Source organism: Citricoccus muralis (assembly GCF_003386075.1).
GTDB lineage: Bacteria > Actinomycetota > Actinomycetes > Actinomycetales > Micrococcaceae > Citricoccus > Citricoccus muralis.
The window spans coordinates 638699-653987 of sequence record NZ_QREH01000001.1; the positions used below are offsets into that span (position 1 = coordinate 638699).

Sequence of the window (15289 nt, forward strand, 5' to 3'; positions counted from 1 at the left end):
TCGGGCCTGGTCGGGGCCAGACCTGATGGGCCCGGCCCGTCCGCCTTACCTCTGACCGTCCAGCACCGTCATGATTCGTTGCACCGTGAGCCGGCCGTCGTGGACCGATTCCGCGAAGGCGCGGCCCGCGGTGTCGACATCATCCCGCTGTCTGCTGGTGTGCGCCTCGGCCAGGTCCATCACGGTCTCGACCACGCTGCTCGGGGCTGCGGCCACCAGGGGGCTCTCGGGGAGGTCGATTCCGCAGGGCGGAGTGCCGGCCCGGCCGACGACCACGCGGGCGGCGGACCAGGCCCACGCCGCTGCCTCGCTGTACCCACCCGTCGACATGGTATCCACGACAATGTCGGAGAAGACGGCATCTGAGGGCTGGAACCTCTTGGCACGGGGACGCGCCACCCGGAAGCCGGCCGCCGTCGCGGTCCTTTCCAGGGTGTCCAGTGAGGTCAGTTCCTGCGGGGAACGAAGCGCCGGGATGATGAGGATCTGCGGCGGGAGGCCCTCCGTCCGGGTAGTGGCCGGGTCGTCCGCGAACGCCCGAGGGCCTACCAGCGGCGAGGGGACCCAGTGCACATCGGTCAGGAGCTCGGCTGCCACCGCGTCCGTGGTGAAGATCGGGATGCCGACGTCCTGCAGCTCCAGCAGGGGGCGGGATCCACGGTGCACCTGACGGCGGTACCGCGTGAGCTGCTCCGTGGTCCACTGGGCCAGGGGATGGTCTGGATGAGCGCTGAGGAGCAGGCGGGGATCGACGAGGGGGGCCGAACCCGTCCAGATCCCCACCTTCTTGCCGCGGGCCAAGAGGGAGCGCATCTCCGAGGAGACGGGCCCGTCGTCTCCACCGCCGGCGGAGATCCAACCTGCGTAGAGGACCACATCGGCATGACGATTGATGTCAGACCACGTTGCGAGCACCTCAGGAAGGTCAGCGTCGCCCGCCGTCTCGCTGGGTTCCAGCCCGGTGTGCGTCACCGCGGAGCCCGCGTGTCGAGCCCAGACCTGAGCCAGCGCATCACGATCGGTGGCACCGATCAGATCGAGCGCTGATCCCGGTGTGCTCTCCACCAGTCCAGTGTCAGCATCCGGCGCAGTAGCCGGCGCAGTAACCGGAGCGTGAGCCGGCTGCTGCGGCGCGCACAGCCCCGTCCACGTGTGGATCAGGACCTGTTCGGCGTGGTCCCAGGTCTGTAGCGTGCGGACCTCTCCCTCGTGGACCGCCCGGCGGAATTCCTCGATCCCCTCCAGGAGCCGATGGATGGCCGCGGCGAGATCGGTGGGGTCCCCAGCCGCGTACACGGTGCCGATGGCATGGTCCCGGACGAAGGCGGCCTGGGCCTTCATGTCGCTGACGATGACGGGAAGTCCGGCTTGGACGTACTCGCTGATCTTGGTGGCGATGGCCAACTGGTGAGCCGGGGTGGACAGGAGTGGACTGATGCCGCCCGTGGCGGATTCGATGTACCAGGTGACCGAGGAGGAGGGGACATAGTCCTTGAGGTGGACCCGACCCGTGACACCGAGCTGCCCGGCCCGTTCCATGATGCGTTGCCGGATCGCCACATCTCGGGACCCGATGAAGGCGATGTGGGTGTCTGGCAACAGGGGGAGCGATTCCACCATGGTGAGGACGCCGCGACGCTCACTCATCTTGCCGACGTAGACGAACAGGGGAGTCTCAGGATTCAGCCCGCACTCCTCGCGGATCGGCCGGCGGACTGCCGGGTCCATGGGCGTCCGGGTCACGGCTGGAGCGTTGATGACCGTCCCGGGCCGCTCCTTCAAATGGTGCCGCTGTTGCATTCGGGTGGCGAGCTCGTCGGAGACCGTGAGCACTGCATCGGCGTGGTGGATCAGTTCGGCCTCGGCGGCGAGCCATCCGGTCCGGGCGGCGGCCGGACCTGGCAACTCCTGGCCCGGAAGCCATTCATGGGCGTCGTACACCCACGGTACGTCCTGGCCCCTGGACCTCTGCCAGGCGGCGTAGGCCGCGGCACCCGGCAGCGGGTGGCGGTCATGCACGTGGATGATGTCCGGCTTCAAGCGCTGGAGGACGTCCAGGAAGGCATCCTCGTAGTCGGCGATATGCGGCCAGACCCGTCGCCAGCCGCGCGGCAGGGCCGCCATGGCACGGTCACGCACCTGGCCGATGGCGTCGGCTGCCCGCGTGGCACGGTCATCAAGCTGTTTCCCGATCCGGGTTCTCACGGCGTGGGTGGCTCGGTCCAACCGGTCCACGGTGGAACGGATGCTCCACACCGGCGCATCCCGCGCCCGGCCCCAGACGGCCAGCGGATCATCGTCGTCCGACCACCGTCGTGGCTTGACCTCCTTCCACTGACCCGAGGTCACGTGGCGGGCGAAGTCCGCGGGAATCCGGTAAATGGGAATCCCCGAATACTCGCCGATGTGGAACGTGCTTCGGTGCCTCGTGCCGACGATCGTCACCCGATACCCTGCCTTCACGGCGCTGAGGGCGCTCTTCTCCACCCGGGAGTCACCGACCACATGGTTCCCCACCAGCATGACCATGTGGGGTCGGAGGGCGGACTCTCTCGGGGCGCTGTCGGTCACGCGTGGACTCCTCTATAGATTCGAAGGCGAGTGGTTGCTGGGCTCGGATGGTGCAGCACCAGTTCAGCAGTGGGCATCTGGATCAGTCCTTCTCAGACGTTCCATATGCCGCGCAGACCCGCAACGGCCATCTTTCCACCGTAGATCGCCTCGGCGAAATCCCGTCCGTGCCGACGGGTTTCTGCCTCCGCCGCTCCATCCAGGGCATGTGCCAGGTCCAGGACGGTGTCGACGATGTCGTCGACGGACGATTCCAGGAGGGGCGGAGCCGGAGCCGTCATGAGAGGAGAGCCCGGGCTCGTGCTCAACGACTCGTCGAGATGTCCGACGACGAGCCGGGACGCTGACCAGGCATGGGCGGCACTGTGGCTCCATTCCCCGAGGGTGAGCGCATCGACGACGATATCCGCGTGGCCGGCCTGCGAGGGATCGTACCGGGAGGACCGGGGGCGTCGGACCGAGAAGCCGTGTCGCGTGGCGTCCTCCACCAGCCGATCGAGTTGCCCGTTCTCGGCTTGTGACCGGATGGTCGGCACGATGAGGATCCTCACTGGGGTCCGGGAATCGGCTCGTGCCTCGCCAGGTGGAGACGGAAGAGGCGGTGACGGGAAGGGGAGGGGGGCAGGAATCCAGTGGACTCCGTGGAGCATGAGCGCGTTGCGCTGGCTGGAGGTGAAGAGAGGGATGCCCTGCTCCAGCATCGTCAGGTAGGGGCGGGCCTGTTTCAGTGCCTGCCGTCTGTACCGTCCGAAGACCTTGGGATCCCAATCGCTGAAGGCGTGCCCGGGTTGGTCCCTCAGGAGCGCCGCATCCACGAGGGGTGCCTCCGTCAGGACGCCGACCTGCTTTTGGCGGCGTTGCAGGGAGAGCATCTCGGACAGGGGCCCGCCGTCGACGTCTCCATGCGCGCAGGACAGTCCGCGGTACAGCGCGGCATCGGCGTATCGGTCGATCTCCAGCCAGGAGTCCAGGGCCTCTGACATCAGCACGCCGTCTCCGTCAGCCTCGGAGTCGGAGCCGGCATGACCGCGGGCATCACCGGCAAACCGGGACCATGCCTCGGCCCAGGGATCGGCGGCCGAAGCACCGACGACGACCAGGGTGGGATGCCGCTCGACCCGTGTTTGCGATGCGGCGGCGGCGGCCGGGGCCGTTGAGCGGGGCTCGGCCAGTGGGGACTGCGCCGGGCACAGGGAGTGCCAGGTCGCCGCCAAGGCCGTCTCGTTTCCCTCCCAGGTCTGCGAGGCAAGGAAGTCAGGGTCACGGACGGCGCGGCGATACGACTCCTGATCGTCAAGGAGGCGGTGGAAGGCCGCGGCCAGGGAGGAGGCGTCTCCGGCGGCGAAGAGCGTGCCCACTCCGTGATCCTTGACGAAGGCGGACTGCGTGTCCAGGTCGCTGGCGACGACCGGCAGACCGGCCTGGGCATACTCACGCAGCTTCGTGGGCATCGCGAGCTCATGAGCCGGGTAGGGCATCAGGGCGCTGATACCGCAGGTCGCCGATTCGATGTACCAGGTCACGGAATGGGACGGAACATAGTCCAGGAGGTGCAGACGGTCCCTTACACCATGCGTCATGGCACGGTCGTGCAGCTGCTGGCGGACCGTGGCGTTCTGTGAGCCGACGAACGCCACGTGGACGCCCGGCATCTCCGTCAGGGCATCGACGATGGTGAAGACCCCCCGGTGCTCGGCCAGCATGCCCACATACACCAGCAGGGGCGTCTCCGGGCCCACGCCGCACTCCTCCCGCAGGGGGCGGCGCTGGTCCGGGGGCAGTGGTTGCCGGGCCCTGCGCGGGGCGTTGATGACCGTTCTCGGGCGGGCATCAAGCCGGTGCCGGGCGTGGAGCTCGCCCGCCACATGGTCTGTGACGGTGATGACGGCATCAGCAGTGCGGATCAGCTCGGCTTCCAGGGCGACCCATGCCGTCTTGGCCTGCGGAGGCCCGCCGATGATGGTGCCGGGTACCCATTCGTGGGCGTCGTAGACCCAGGGGACCGGGGTCCCAGCAGCCCGTTGGAGGGCGGAGTATGCGGCGGCCCCGGCCATCGGGTGCCGGTCATGGGCATGGATGATGTCTGGTTTCAGCCGATGGAGGACCTCGAGGAAGCCCTCCTCGTAGTCCAGTGTCTGCGGCCAGACCGTTCGCCAGCCCCCGGGCCGGCCGGCCTGAAACGACTCCCGCGTGGTGCGGAATCGCTCGGCCCACGAGCGGTTCAGGCGTTGGCTCATGCGTTGCAGGGCCCTGTTCGCCCGGTTCAGTAGGCTCGTGCCGGAGGTCTCGGGTGCTCTGCTGCTGTTCCGTCGCCGGTTCTCGACCGTCCACGCCTTGTGCCGTGAGAAGTCCAGGGGGATCCGATAAATCGGAATGTGCTCGTAGTGGTCGACGTGAGAGGTGCTGGCGTTCCCGACCCCCACGATCGTCACCCGATATCCCGCCCGAACGGCGCTGAGGGCGCTCTTCTCCACCCGGGAATCGCCCACCACGGGATTGGCCACCAACATGGCCATGTGGGGCTTCTCGACATGTGACAAGTTCGTACTCATGCGGAGTCCTCCGCGCGGCGCCGCCCGAGGACCACATCGGCGAGCTCCGGCAGGACGCGGGATGCGGCGAATCGTTGGATGACCAGCTGTCGTGCCTCCGTCGCCTCAGCCTGCCACTGGGACAGATCGTGGGTGGCTTCAAGGATGGACTCCGCCAGCGTGACGGCGTCCGGTGCCAACCAGCGGAGGGGATAGAGCAGGTCGGCACCGGGCCAGGACAGGGAGCGCGGGAGCACCCCGTGGGCGGCTCCGTCCGGGAGCGTGAAGTGGAAGGACTCGAAATCACTCGTGGACAGGGCGATTCCGATCCGGCTGAACCAGGCGTCCATGTCCGGGCCGAACGGCTCGAAGCCCACCGCCGAGCCCAAGAGGGGATCGTCGTCGATCCGCGCGAACTGGTCCCGGAAGTAGTCGCGCTCAGCGGGGCGATCGGCCATCCACGGGTATTCAGATGGTCGGCGGCCCTTGATGCTGAGGGTGTAGCGGTCGTCGGTGGAACGCAATCGATGTAGGACGTCGAGGGCTGTGTGGAGGCCCTTGCGGGACGGGACGATACCCACCAAGCCGAGCCGGAACCGGCGCTCTGGCTCCACGGGGCTCTCTGGTGCCCCGGGAATGTTGACGGCGTTGGGCACCACCAGGCTGCGCGCAGCCGGCCAGGTGAAGTCACGGACCACCTGTCGGCGTAGATGCTCGGAAACGAAGACCGCAGCGTCGATCCGGTCGGCTCGGACCCGGGCGGGGAAATCGGTGGCGGCCTCTTGAAGGTGGAGGCGAACGGTCAGCCGGGTGCCGTCCGGGACGTGGCGCGCATACCAGACCGCATTGCCCAGGGCCCATTCACACAGCACGGCATCGGCCCAGCCGGCCAGGTCCCGGCTCAGCTGTGGATCGTGGCGTTCGTGCCCGGCCCACTCGTCCAGCCGGACCTCGTGCCCCTCGCCCCGGAGGTGCTCGATCAGCCCGCCGGCGAATTTGAGGTCGTGGCCCGCGACCACCACGCGGCGTCGCTCGGTGCCGACCACGAGCCCCGAGGAACGGAGGCGCTCGGGCAACGGACCGGGCACCGGCTCCAGCACCGTCGGATCGGCGCTGACGAGGGTATGGCGTGCCACCCGGCCGGAGACCCGTCGTTCGGAGGGCAGACCGAGATCCCGCGGCAGTGGTGCGGGGGCGGTATGGGTGAGAAGGGCCACGCCGGCGGCACCCGCCTCACGCGCCCAGGGTGACTGCAGGGGGTCCGTGCCGGCGGGGACGGCGACGGCGGCGCACAGGCTGAGCAGGGCGGCGCGGCGTTCACTGCCGGGATCGTCGAGGACGAGACAGCCGCGGTGCACCCCGGCGTCCTGGAGCGATTGCGCAACATCGACAGCGGAGCCGTCGGCCACCACCACGAGGGTGTGCGGGCCGCGGCCGTCCCCAGCGTCCGCAGCGGCACGGTCGGCGACCAGGGCCGCGGCGTCGGCGGTGGCGAAGCACCCGTCACCGCTGTCCGTCGGACGTGTCCGGCCGAGGTACACGGCGAGCAGGTCAGAGGAGCGATCGCCGCCGTCGTTCCTGTTTCCGGTGTCTCCCCACAGCCAGCGGGACAGTCCCCAGGCCGGCGGCAGGGGCATCACTCGGTTGGCCAGGGGAGCCGTCCGTCCGGGAGAGTCCTGCGAGGCCGGCCAGACGGCGTCGGGGACGCCGATCCGTCCGGCCCGGTCCCAGAGGGCACGCCTGCCGGTCAGAACGGCGTCGGACCATCGTGACCCCACGGCTTGTGCGGCCCGGCGGGAGCGGGTGGCCGCGGCGCGGACCAGACGAGTCATGGGCAACCGGTCACGGGGTGGGCGAGGACGGGGAGCGTTGATCATTCCAGACGATCTTGGTGCGGACGAGTTCACTGCGGCACTTGTCCAGGAGATCCGCGGCCTTCTTGTCGTGCTTCTTGCCCATATGGCCGGCATACTCCTGGTAGCGGCCGGTGACGTCCTCCGGCGTCCCGTCCATCAGCAGCTCACCACGTTCGATCCAGATGGCCCGGGTACACATGTCCCGGATGGTGCCGAGGGAGTGGCTGACGAGGAAGACGCAACCGGCCTGTTCTCGCAGCACATTGATGCGTTGGCGGGTGCGCTCGCGGAACTGGGCATCACCGGTGTTCAGTGCCTCGTCGATCACCAGGATCTCCGGGTCCACGCTGGTGGCGATGGCGAATTGCAAGCGGGAGGCCATGCCGGAGGAATAGGCCTTGAGCGGCAGATGGAGCGAGTCCTTCAGTCCGGACAACTCCACGATGGAATCGAACTTCTCATCAGCCTGGGCCCGCGTCATGCCCATGGCCAGGCAGCCCAGGATGATGTTGTCCTCGCCGGAGATCTGCGGGACGAGGGCGGCATTGACCCCCAGCATGATGGGTGTGTCCGTGGCGTAGACGGATCCGCTGGTGGGGGCGAGCTGGCCGGTGACCAGTTTCATCAGGGTGGACTTGCCCGAACCGTTGGTGCCGATCACCCCCACGCTCTCGCCGTGCTCCACCACCAGGGATAGGGGCTTGAGGGCTTCGAGATGGGAGATCTCGATTCCGGACCCGGCGCGGCTGAGCCGGTCCCGCAGGGTCTGGTGCCGTGGGGCGGGGCGGATCGACCGCACCACATAGGTCATGGAGGCCGAGTCGATCACCACGGCCGCCTGGGTCGAGGGCGACGTGACCGCACTGGGCGCGGCCTCTGCTGCCGTCATCACTTCTCCTGTCCGTAGCTTTCCTCGGCCTGCCAGAACAACAAGGTGCCGACGACCAGCAGAACCAGGGTCCACGCGCCGAGGACGAGCCACCGGTTCGGATCCGGCCAGGTGTCATACAGCAGACTGTCGCGGGCGATCTCCAGGATGCAGTACATCGGGTTCAAATGCATGATGAAGAGGATCGTGGGGTGGTCCGCGAACCGGTCGATGCTGAAGAAGACGGCGGACAGGTACAGCCAGATCCTGGTGCCGAAGGTGATGAGGTTGGTCACATCGTTGAAGCGGGTGACCAGGCGGGCCAGGATCAGGCTCAGACCGAGGTTGAACAGGAACTGCACACCCACCAGCGGGATGAAGAGCAGCCACTTCCAGGACACTATTTCGAGTGGGGGGAAGGCGAGGATCAACACGAACATCGTGATGAACGCGGGAATCTGCACCATGAGTTCCCGGACGTTCACGGCCAAGGCCAGCGTCGCCCGGGGGAAGGAGAAGGCTCGCACGACGGAGCGGTTGCTGATGATGGCCTTGGATCCGCTGGTGATCGCCGAGGAGGTGAAGCGGAACATGAACACGCCGATGATCAGGTAGGCGATGAAGTTCTCGATGCCGCGGCCGGTCCCGAGGAGCAGGCCGAAGACGAAGAAGTACGTGGCGCCGTTGAGGATCGGGTTCAGCACCAGCCAGATCTGGCCCAGTGAATTAGTGCTGTTGCCCCCGGCGATCCGTGACTTCGAGTCGAAGAGGACGAAGCTCCGGAACTCCCAGATCTGCCGCAGGTACCGCCACAGGCTTGGCCTGGCGCCGACGCGGATCAAACCGTTCCGATCAAGGGCGATCGTGCGGGTTCCGGAGTCCCCGGTGTCTTCGGTGGTGTTCACCTAGGTCCTTCCGTTCAAGTGCGGCTCGCGCCATCCTGCCGTCGGCGGCAACATGGCTGACGCCGACGGACAGTATAGCAACGCGGACCAGGCCATCCGTGGGACGCGGACAGCGTCGACCGGGTCACGGCGGGTCAGAACCCATAGTCTGCCCCGTAGGCTGGGAGGCAACAAACGGCGGGCCATCACCCGCACCGGAATGAGGAGTGCGTACACACCGTGAACCAAGGACAGTTGAAGATCATGCCGATCTACGGCACCCGCCCGGAGGCCATCAAGATGGCTCCGATCATCAAGGCGCTGCAGGAGTCGGATGACATCGAGTGCGAGGTGACCGTCACCGGACAGCACCGGGAGATGCTGGATCAGGTCAACGAACTCTTCGGCATCGTCCCTGACCACGATCTCAACATCATCCGTCCCCGCCAGACGCTCAACGGTGTGATGACGCGGACCATCGACGGCCTGGACGCCCTCTTCGAGCACGTGAAGCCGGACGCGGTGGTGGTCCAGGGTGACACGACCACCTCGACGGCCGGCGCGATCGCCGCGTTCTACCGGGGCATCCCCGTGGTGCACGTGGAGGCCGGCCTGCGCAGCTTCGACCTCTTCTCGCCCTTCCCCGAGGAGGCGAACCGCAAGATGACCACCCAGGTGGCCAGCCTCCACCTCGCCCCGACCACGACCAGCCGGGACAACCTGCTGCGTGAGGCGGTCAACCCAGACGACATCGTGGTCACCGGCAACACGGTGATCGACGCGCTGTACGAGGTCGTGGAGAAGGCGGTGCCGTTCTCCGACCCACAACTTCAAGAACTGGCGGACAGCGGACGCCGTCTCGTGCTGGTGACCACGCACCGGCGTGAGAACCAGGGCGAGGCCATGCGCGGCGTCGGCCGGGCCCTGGCCCGGTTGTCGGAGCAGTACCCGGACGTGGACTTCGTGCTGCCGGCCCACCGCAATCCGGTGGTCCGGGAAGCCATCCTCCCGGAGGTCGAGGGCCGGACCAACGTCATCGTGACCGAGCCGCTCGCCTACGGCGAGTTCACGCACCTGCTGTCCGTGGCCCACGTGGTCCTGACGGATTCCGGCGGCGTGCAGGAGGAGGCGCCGGGCCTCGGCAAGCCCGTCTTGGTGATGCGCGAGAACACTGAGCGCCCCGAGGCCGTCACCGCCGGAACGGTGAAGCTGATCGGCACGGACGAGTTGCGCGTGGTCACCGAGGTCTCGACCCTGCTGGACGATGCCGGGGCCTATGAGGTCATGGCCAACGCGGTGAACCCCTACGGTGACGGCCGCGCCGCAGTCCGCACCGTGGCCGCCGTGCGGGCCCTGCTCGGACGCGGGGAACGCCTACCGGACTTCGCCGACTGACCCTCGACCACGAGACCCAACGCCCATGTACCTGAAGACGTTGACCGTCCGCGGCTTCAAATCCTTCGCCTCGGCCACCACCTTCCACTTCGAACCCGGCGTGACCGCCGTGGTGGGCCCCAACGGCTCGGGCAAGTCCAACGTGGTGGACGCCCTCTCCTGGGTGATGGGGGAGCAGGGGGCGAAGAACCTGCGCGGCGGGAAGATGGAGGACGTGATCTTCGCCGGCACCTCCGGGCGGGCCCCGCTGGGGCGCGCCCAGGTGTCTCTGACCATCGACAACGCTGACGGCGCCCTACCGATCGAGTACTCGGAGGTCACCATCTCCCGCACGCTGTTCCGCAGCGGGGGATCCGAGTACGCCATCAACGGCAGCTCCTGCCGACTGCTCGACATCCAGGAGCTGCTGTCCGACTCCGGTCTCGGCCGCGAGATGCACGTGATCGTGGGCCAGGGACAGCTGGACCGGATCCTGCAGGCCAGTCCGGAGGAGCGCCGCGGCTTCATCGAAGAGGCCTCGGGGGTGCTCAAACACCGCCGGCGCAAGGAGCGCAGCGTCCGCAAGCTCGAGTCGATGCGCACGAACCTGGACCGTGTCCGGGACCTCTCCGAGGAGGTACGCCGTCAGCTCGGGCCGCTGTCCAAGCAGGCCAAGACCGCCCGTAAGGCGCAGCGGATCCAGTTCGACGTCCGTGATGCCCGGTCCCGACTGCTCGCGGACGACCTGTTCCGGCAGCAGGTGGCCCTGGAGCAGCTGGGCACCGGAGACCGGGAGCTCGAGCAGGCCGTCGCCACCGCGGAGGCCGAAGTCGCCCGGGCCGAGGAGGCCGCAGCCGAGCTGGCCACGGACGTCGCCACGGCCGGGCAGGCCTCCGCGGCCGCCCGTGACCACTGGTACCGGCTCTCGACCCTGGCCGAACGGTACCGTTCCCTGGGTGCCGTGGCAGCCGAGCGGGAACGCTCCCGCAGTCAGCCGGTCCCGGCGCCGTCGGGCCCGGACCCGGAGACGGCGCGAAACCTCGTCGACCGGGCCGGAACCGAGGCAGCCGAGGCCGAGACCGCCGTGGTGACGGCCCAATCCGAGCTCGAGCGGGCCTCCACAGAGCGCCAGCGTGCCGAAGTCGCGGCCCGGGCGGCATCCGACACCTACACGCGGCTGCTGCAACAGGCCGCGGATCGGCGCCAGGCGGCCGCCGTCGCTGCGGGTCGCATCGAGGCCGCCAAGGCGACCGAGCAGTCTCTCCAGGCGCAGTGCGAGAAGGCCACCGCCCGGCTGGCGGACAGCGAGCGGGCCGCGCAGTCGCTGCGCGCCGAACTGGCGGACCACCAGAACCGACTGGCCGGCTCGCTTGATTCCGAGGAGGAACTCGATGCGGCCTATGAGGCCGCGGCCGAGACTGCCGATCGGCTGCGCGAACGCCTGGCTCGGCTCGACGAGGCCCTCGCTGCCGCCGAATCGGCCCACGGCGCCGCCCTGGCCCGTCGGGACGCCTTGGCCGAGGCCCTCGAACCGGAGGCCGGCGCCGCCGTCACGGCTCTCGGAGATCTGGCGCCCACCGCACTCGCCGAGGTCCTGACCGTGGAGGGCGGCTGGGAGGCTGCCATCGCCGCCGCCCTCGGCGGACCTGCGGAGCAACTCGTCCTCGATGGCCTAGCCCCGGCCGTCGAGGCGGCTGGTCGGCTGGCCGACGCCGGCGCAGCAGATGCGCGCCTGCTGTTCCCCTGGGTGCCGGGCACGGATGCTTCAACCGCATCTACCGCTACCGTTGCCGGCTCCGCGGCGCCGGGGGCCGAACTCCCCGAGGGGGCGACGGACGCGGGGTCCGTGGTCCAGCTTCCGGAGGGGAACTCCACGATCGCCGGAGCCGCCTCGGAACCGTCGAGTGCGGAACACGTGGTCGCGGACACCGTGCGGTCCCTGCTGGCCGGGACGGTGCTCGTGGAGGACCTGGCCACGGCCACCGCGTTCCTGGACGGGGGACTGCTTCCGTCGCACTACCGGGGTGTGCCGGTCCGCCTGGCCACCCGGGACGGGCACGTGGTGGGTCAGGGATGGGCGGACGGGCGCGGGGCCGGATCCGGTAGTCGGCTGGAGCGTCAGGCCGCGGCGGACCAGGCGGCCGGGGTGGCGGAGCAGGCCACCCATGAGGTCGAGCGGCTCCGGTTCCAACGCTCGGGGCTGGCTCGGGAGGCCGAGGAGGCCACCGCTGCCGAGACCGCCGCACTCGAGGCCCTCGACGCCTCCGATGCCCGCTTCACGGCGGTCACCGAGGAACTGGCCCGGCTCAACCAGCAGCTGGCCCATGCCGACGACGGTGTGGAACGCCAGCGCGCCGAGCTCACCGCCCTGCGGGATCGCCTCACGGAGGCGACGGCCGGCGTCGGGCAGGCCGAGGAGGAGGCACGGCGGGCCGAGACCGCCCCCACCGCGGAACCGACCAGTTCGGAAGAACTGACCACGGACCCGTCAGCCGACACGGCGGCCATTCCCGACCCGGAGGCGCGGGACAGGGCGGAGGAGCAGGCCAGCCTCGCCCGGCACCAGGAGACCGAGGCAAGGTTGGCGCTGAGGGCCGCCGAGACCAGCCGGTCCCAGCTCGCAGCGCGGGCCGAGCAGGCGCGCCGCCAGGTCTCGGCGGCCACGCTGGCCCACCAGGAGCGCGAGCGGGCCGAGCAACAGCGACGGGCCTGGCTGACCCGGATCTCGGCGGTCGCACAGGCACTGACACAGGGACTGGAACGTGTGCAGGACGCCGTGGACCGCGCCGATCAGGACCGCACGGAACTGGACCGCCGTGGCGAGGAACTCGCGGCGCGGAGGCAACAGCTCCAGCGCACCGCTGAGCACCACCGCTCGGTGGTGGCACAGGCCAAGGACCGGCTGCACGTGGCCCGGATGGCCCGGCAGGAACAGCAGCTCAAGCTGGACCAGTTGCGGGACAAGTCCCTCGATGACCTCGGCATGACCGGGGACTACCTGCTGGAGCACTTCGGCCCGCACCTGCCGGTTCCGCTGGCACCGCCCGCGGATCGGAGCGAGACCAACACCGAGACCGACACCGAGACCAACACCGAGATCGACACCGATCCCGGCGCGGAGGCCGGCACCGAGACCGACGCTGAGCCCGAGACGGTGCCGTACGAGCGCGCCGAACAGCAGAAGCGGCTGCGCCGGGCCGAGCGTGAACTGTCCGCGCTGGGCCGGGTCAACCCGCTGGCGCTGGAGGAGTACGCCGCCGTGGAGGAACGGCACCGCTTCCTGTCCGGTCAGCTCGAGGACCTGGACTCCAGCCGACGGGACCTCCTGAAGATCATCCAGGACGTGGATGACACGGTGCTGCGGGTGTTCTCCGCCGCGTTCGAGGACACCGCCGCCCAGTTCCAGCACGTCTTCGCCACCCTGTTCCCCGGCGGTGAGGGGCGGCTGTTCCTGACGGATCCGGACAACCTGCTCGAGTCGGGCATCGAGGTGGAGGCTCGGCCGGCGGGCAAGAAGGTCAAGCGGCTGTCCCTGCTGTCCGGCGGTGAACGCTCACTGGCCGCCGTCGCCATGCTCGTGGCGATCTTCAAGGCCCGGCCCAGCCCGTTCTACGTGATGGACGAGGTGGAAGCCGCCTTGGACGACACCAACCTCGGGCGGCTGCTGGAGATCTTCCGGGAGCTGCAACAGGACAGCCAGCTGATCATCATCACCCACCAGAAGCGCACCATGGAGGTCGCGGACGCCCTCTACGGGGTCTCCATGCGAGGGGACGGCGTCAGCACAGTCATCAGCCAGCGTCTGGAGGCGCTGCGGGCCGCTCCGGCGGACTGACCTTCGGCAGGGCGCCCGTCCGAGGGCCTCCCGGAGCCACCGGCAGATTGGTCTCCGGGGCGAAGGCCCAGGAGATGGCGCCCACGGCCAGGATGCCGCCGGTGAGCAGGAAGGCCCATCCGAAACCGGCCGTGTCCACCACCAGCCCGGCGATCAGCGGACCGGAGATCGCCCCGAGGTCGGAGGCCATCTGGGCGGTAGACATCACGGGGCCGGCCTTGCGCTCCTGGCCCACGATGTCCGCCACGGCTGCCTGCTGCGGTGCGTTGAGTGTGCCCGTGCCGGATCCGGCCACCACGCACAGGGCCAAGAACAGCCACGGGTTGTCCATCCAGCCGATCACGGCGGTGCCCGCCGCCGCCACCAGGAGACCGATGATGATCAGCGGCTTGCGGCCGTGCACGTCGGACAGCCGTGAGGAGAAGGTGACCGCGGCGATGTTTCCGACCGCGAAGAGGGACAGGGCTGCACCGGCGATCTGTGGTCCGTCGAGCCAGAATCCGGTGCCCGTGAAGGCGGTGGCGGCCAGCAGTGGCGTCAGCGAGTTCCGCACCCCGAAGGTCGCCCAGCCGTTGGCGAAGAAGGAAGTCAGTGCGGCGCGGAAGGCGGGCCGCTCCCAGGCCTCGGCCAGCCTCATGTCCGGCCGGGTGTCCGGCTTGCCGCGGTCGGCCAGCCGAGAGTCCCGGAGCAGGAAGAACACCAGTCCGGCGGCGACGACCAGGGCCGTGCCGTAGATCAAGAAAGGCACCCGGTAACCGAATACCGCCAGCACCGAGCCGACCACCGGGCCGGCGATGTTGCCGATCAGGAACGCCGAGGCATACGCCCCGGAGACCCGGCCGCGGATGCTTGGGGGCGCCTTCCGGGCCAGGAACGCCATCGCGGACACCGTGAACAGGGTGGAGCCGATGCCGCCGAGCGCACGGAAGAACAACAGCTGCCAGTACTCCTGCGAGAACGCGATGAGGAACATGGACAGCGAAACGATCAGCACTCCGGCCATGTAGGCCGGGGTCTCGCCGAACCGGCTCGTGATGCGCCCAGAGAACGGGGCGAACAGCAGCCGGGTGAGCCCGAAGGCGGAGACCACGGCGGACACGGCCGTGGCGGAGGCGTTGAACGACTGGGCGTACTGGGGCAACACCGGCGCGATGATGCCGAAGCCGATGGCGATGACGAAGGCGGCGGCGATGAGAACCTTGATTTCCCGGGGGATGGGGAGCGGATCCCGCTCCTGCCCGGTGTTCCTCGTGCGCGCCATGCCCTCCATCTTGCCACCTGCGGTCCGCCTGCCCGCCCCGGCCATAGCCGGCCATGGCGTACCACCGCGAACCACGGGGGAGCTGTGACAGACTGGTCCGGTGGATCCG

General features: G+C 69.0%; 8 protein-coding genes. 2 read left to right on the forward strand and 6 right to left on the reverse strand.

The window, feature by feature from the left end; genetic code table 11:
• Positions 1-45: 45 nt before the first annotated feature.
• From C8E99_RS02725 to C8E99_RS02745, 5 genes are all read right to left on the reverse strand, one after another.
• Positions 46-2571, reverse strand: coding sequence for a glycosyltransferase family 4 protein (locus C8E99_RS02725; protein ID WP_115931006.1), 2526 nt, complete (start codon positions 2569-2571; stop codon positions 46-48).
• A 92-nt stretch (positions 2572-2663) separates the two neighbouring features.
• Positions 2664-5123 carry a glycosyltransferase family 4 protein gene (locus C8E99_RS02730; protein ID WP_115931007.1) on the reverse strand — a complete coding sequence of 820 codons (2460 nt, stop codon included), beginning with the start codon at positions 5121-5123 and terminating at the stop codon, positions 2664-2666.
• On the reverse strand, positions 5120-6934 hold the full coding sequence (locus C8E99_RS02735) for a glycosyltransferase family protein (RefSeq protein ID WP_115931008.1): 1815 nt from the start codon (positions 6932-6934) through the stop codon (positions 5120-5122). The genes C8E99_RS02730 and C8E99_RS02735 overlap by 4 nt, the downstream gene beginning before the upstream one ends.
• A 10-nt stretch (positions 6935-6944) precedes the next feature.
• Positions 6945-7847 carry an ABC transporter ATP-binding protein gene (locus C8E99_RS02740; protein ID WP_115931009.1) on the reverse strand — a complete coding sequence of 301 codons (903 nt, stop codon included), beginning with the start codon at positions 7845-7847 and terminating at the stop codon, positions 6945-6947.
• Entirely contained in the window at positions 7847-8731 is an 885-nt protein-coding gene (locus C8E99_RS02745) for an ABC transporter permease (protein ID WP_115931010.1), read from the reverse strand. Before C8E99_RS02745 ends, C8E99_RS02740 begins: the two co-directional genes overlap by 1 nt.
• A gap of 243 nt (positions 8732-8974) precedes the next feature.
• Between C8E99_RS02745 and wecB the strand changes: the two genes are divergently transcribed.
• The gene (gene wecB, locus C8E99_RS02750; RefSeq protein ID WP_115933166.1) at positions 8975-10105 is read left to right on the forward strand and encodes a non-hydrolyzing UDP-N-acetylglucosamine 2-epimerase; all 1131 of its coding nucleotides are present in this window, start codon (positions 8975-8977) and stop codon (positions 10103-10105) included.
• Positions 10106-10130: 25 nt separating this feature from the next.
• Complete coding sequence (locus C8E99_RS02755) at positions 10131-13919, forward strand: AAA family ATPase (protein ID WP_115931011.1); 3789 nt, start codon at positions 10131-10133, stop codon at positions 13917-13919.
• Here the strand turns inward: C8E99_RS02755 and C8E99_RS02760 are convergent.
• Positions 13876-15180 (reverse strand): MFS transporter, encoded by a 1305-nt coding sequence (locus C8E99_RS02760; RefSeq protein WP_115933167.1) that lies wholly within the window; start codon positions 15178-15180, stop codon positions 13876-13878. The genes C8E99_RS02755 and C8E99_RS02760 overlap by 44 nt on opposite strands.
• Positions 15181-15289: the final 109 nt, after the last annotated feature.

Bases quoted from the DNA above. Each gene is read 5' to 3' on its own strand.
- C8E99_RS02730 (WP_115931007.1), bottom strand. From the start codon at position 5,123: ATGAGTACGAACTTGTCACATGTCGAGAAGCCCCACATGGCCATGTTG.
- C8E99_RS02735 (WP_115931008.1), bottom strand. From the start codon at position 6,934: ATGACTCGTCTGGTCCGCGCCGCGGCCACCCGCTCCCGCCGGGCCGCA.
- C8E99_RS02740 (WP_115931009.1), bottom strand. From the start codon at position 7,847: ATGACGGCAGCAGAGGCCGCGCCCAGTGCGGTCACGTCGCCCTCGACC.
- wecB (WP_115933166.1), top strand. From the start codon at position 8,975: ATGCCGATCTACGGCACCCGCCCGGAGGCCATCAAGATGGCTCCGATC.
- C8E99_RS02755 (WP_115931011.1), top strand. From the start codon at position 10,131: ATGTACCTGAAGACGTTGACCGTCCGCGGCTTCAAATCCTTCGCCTCG.
- C8E99_RS02760 (WP_115933167.1), bottom strand. From the start codon at position 15,180: ATGGCGCGCACGAGGAACACCGGGCAGGAGCGGGATCCGCTCCCCATC.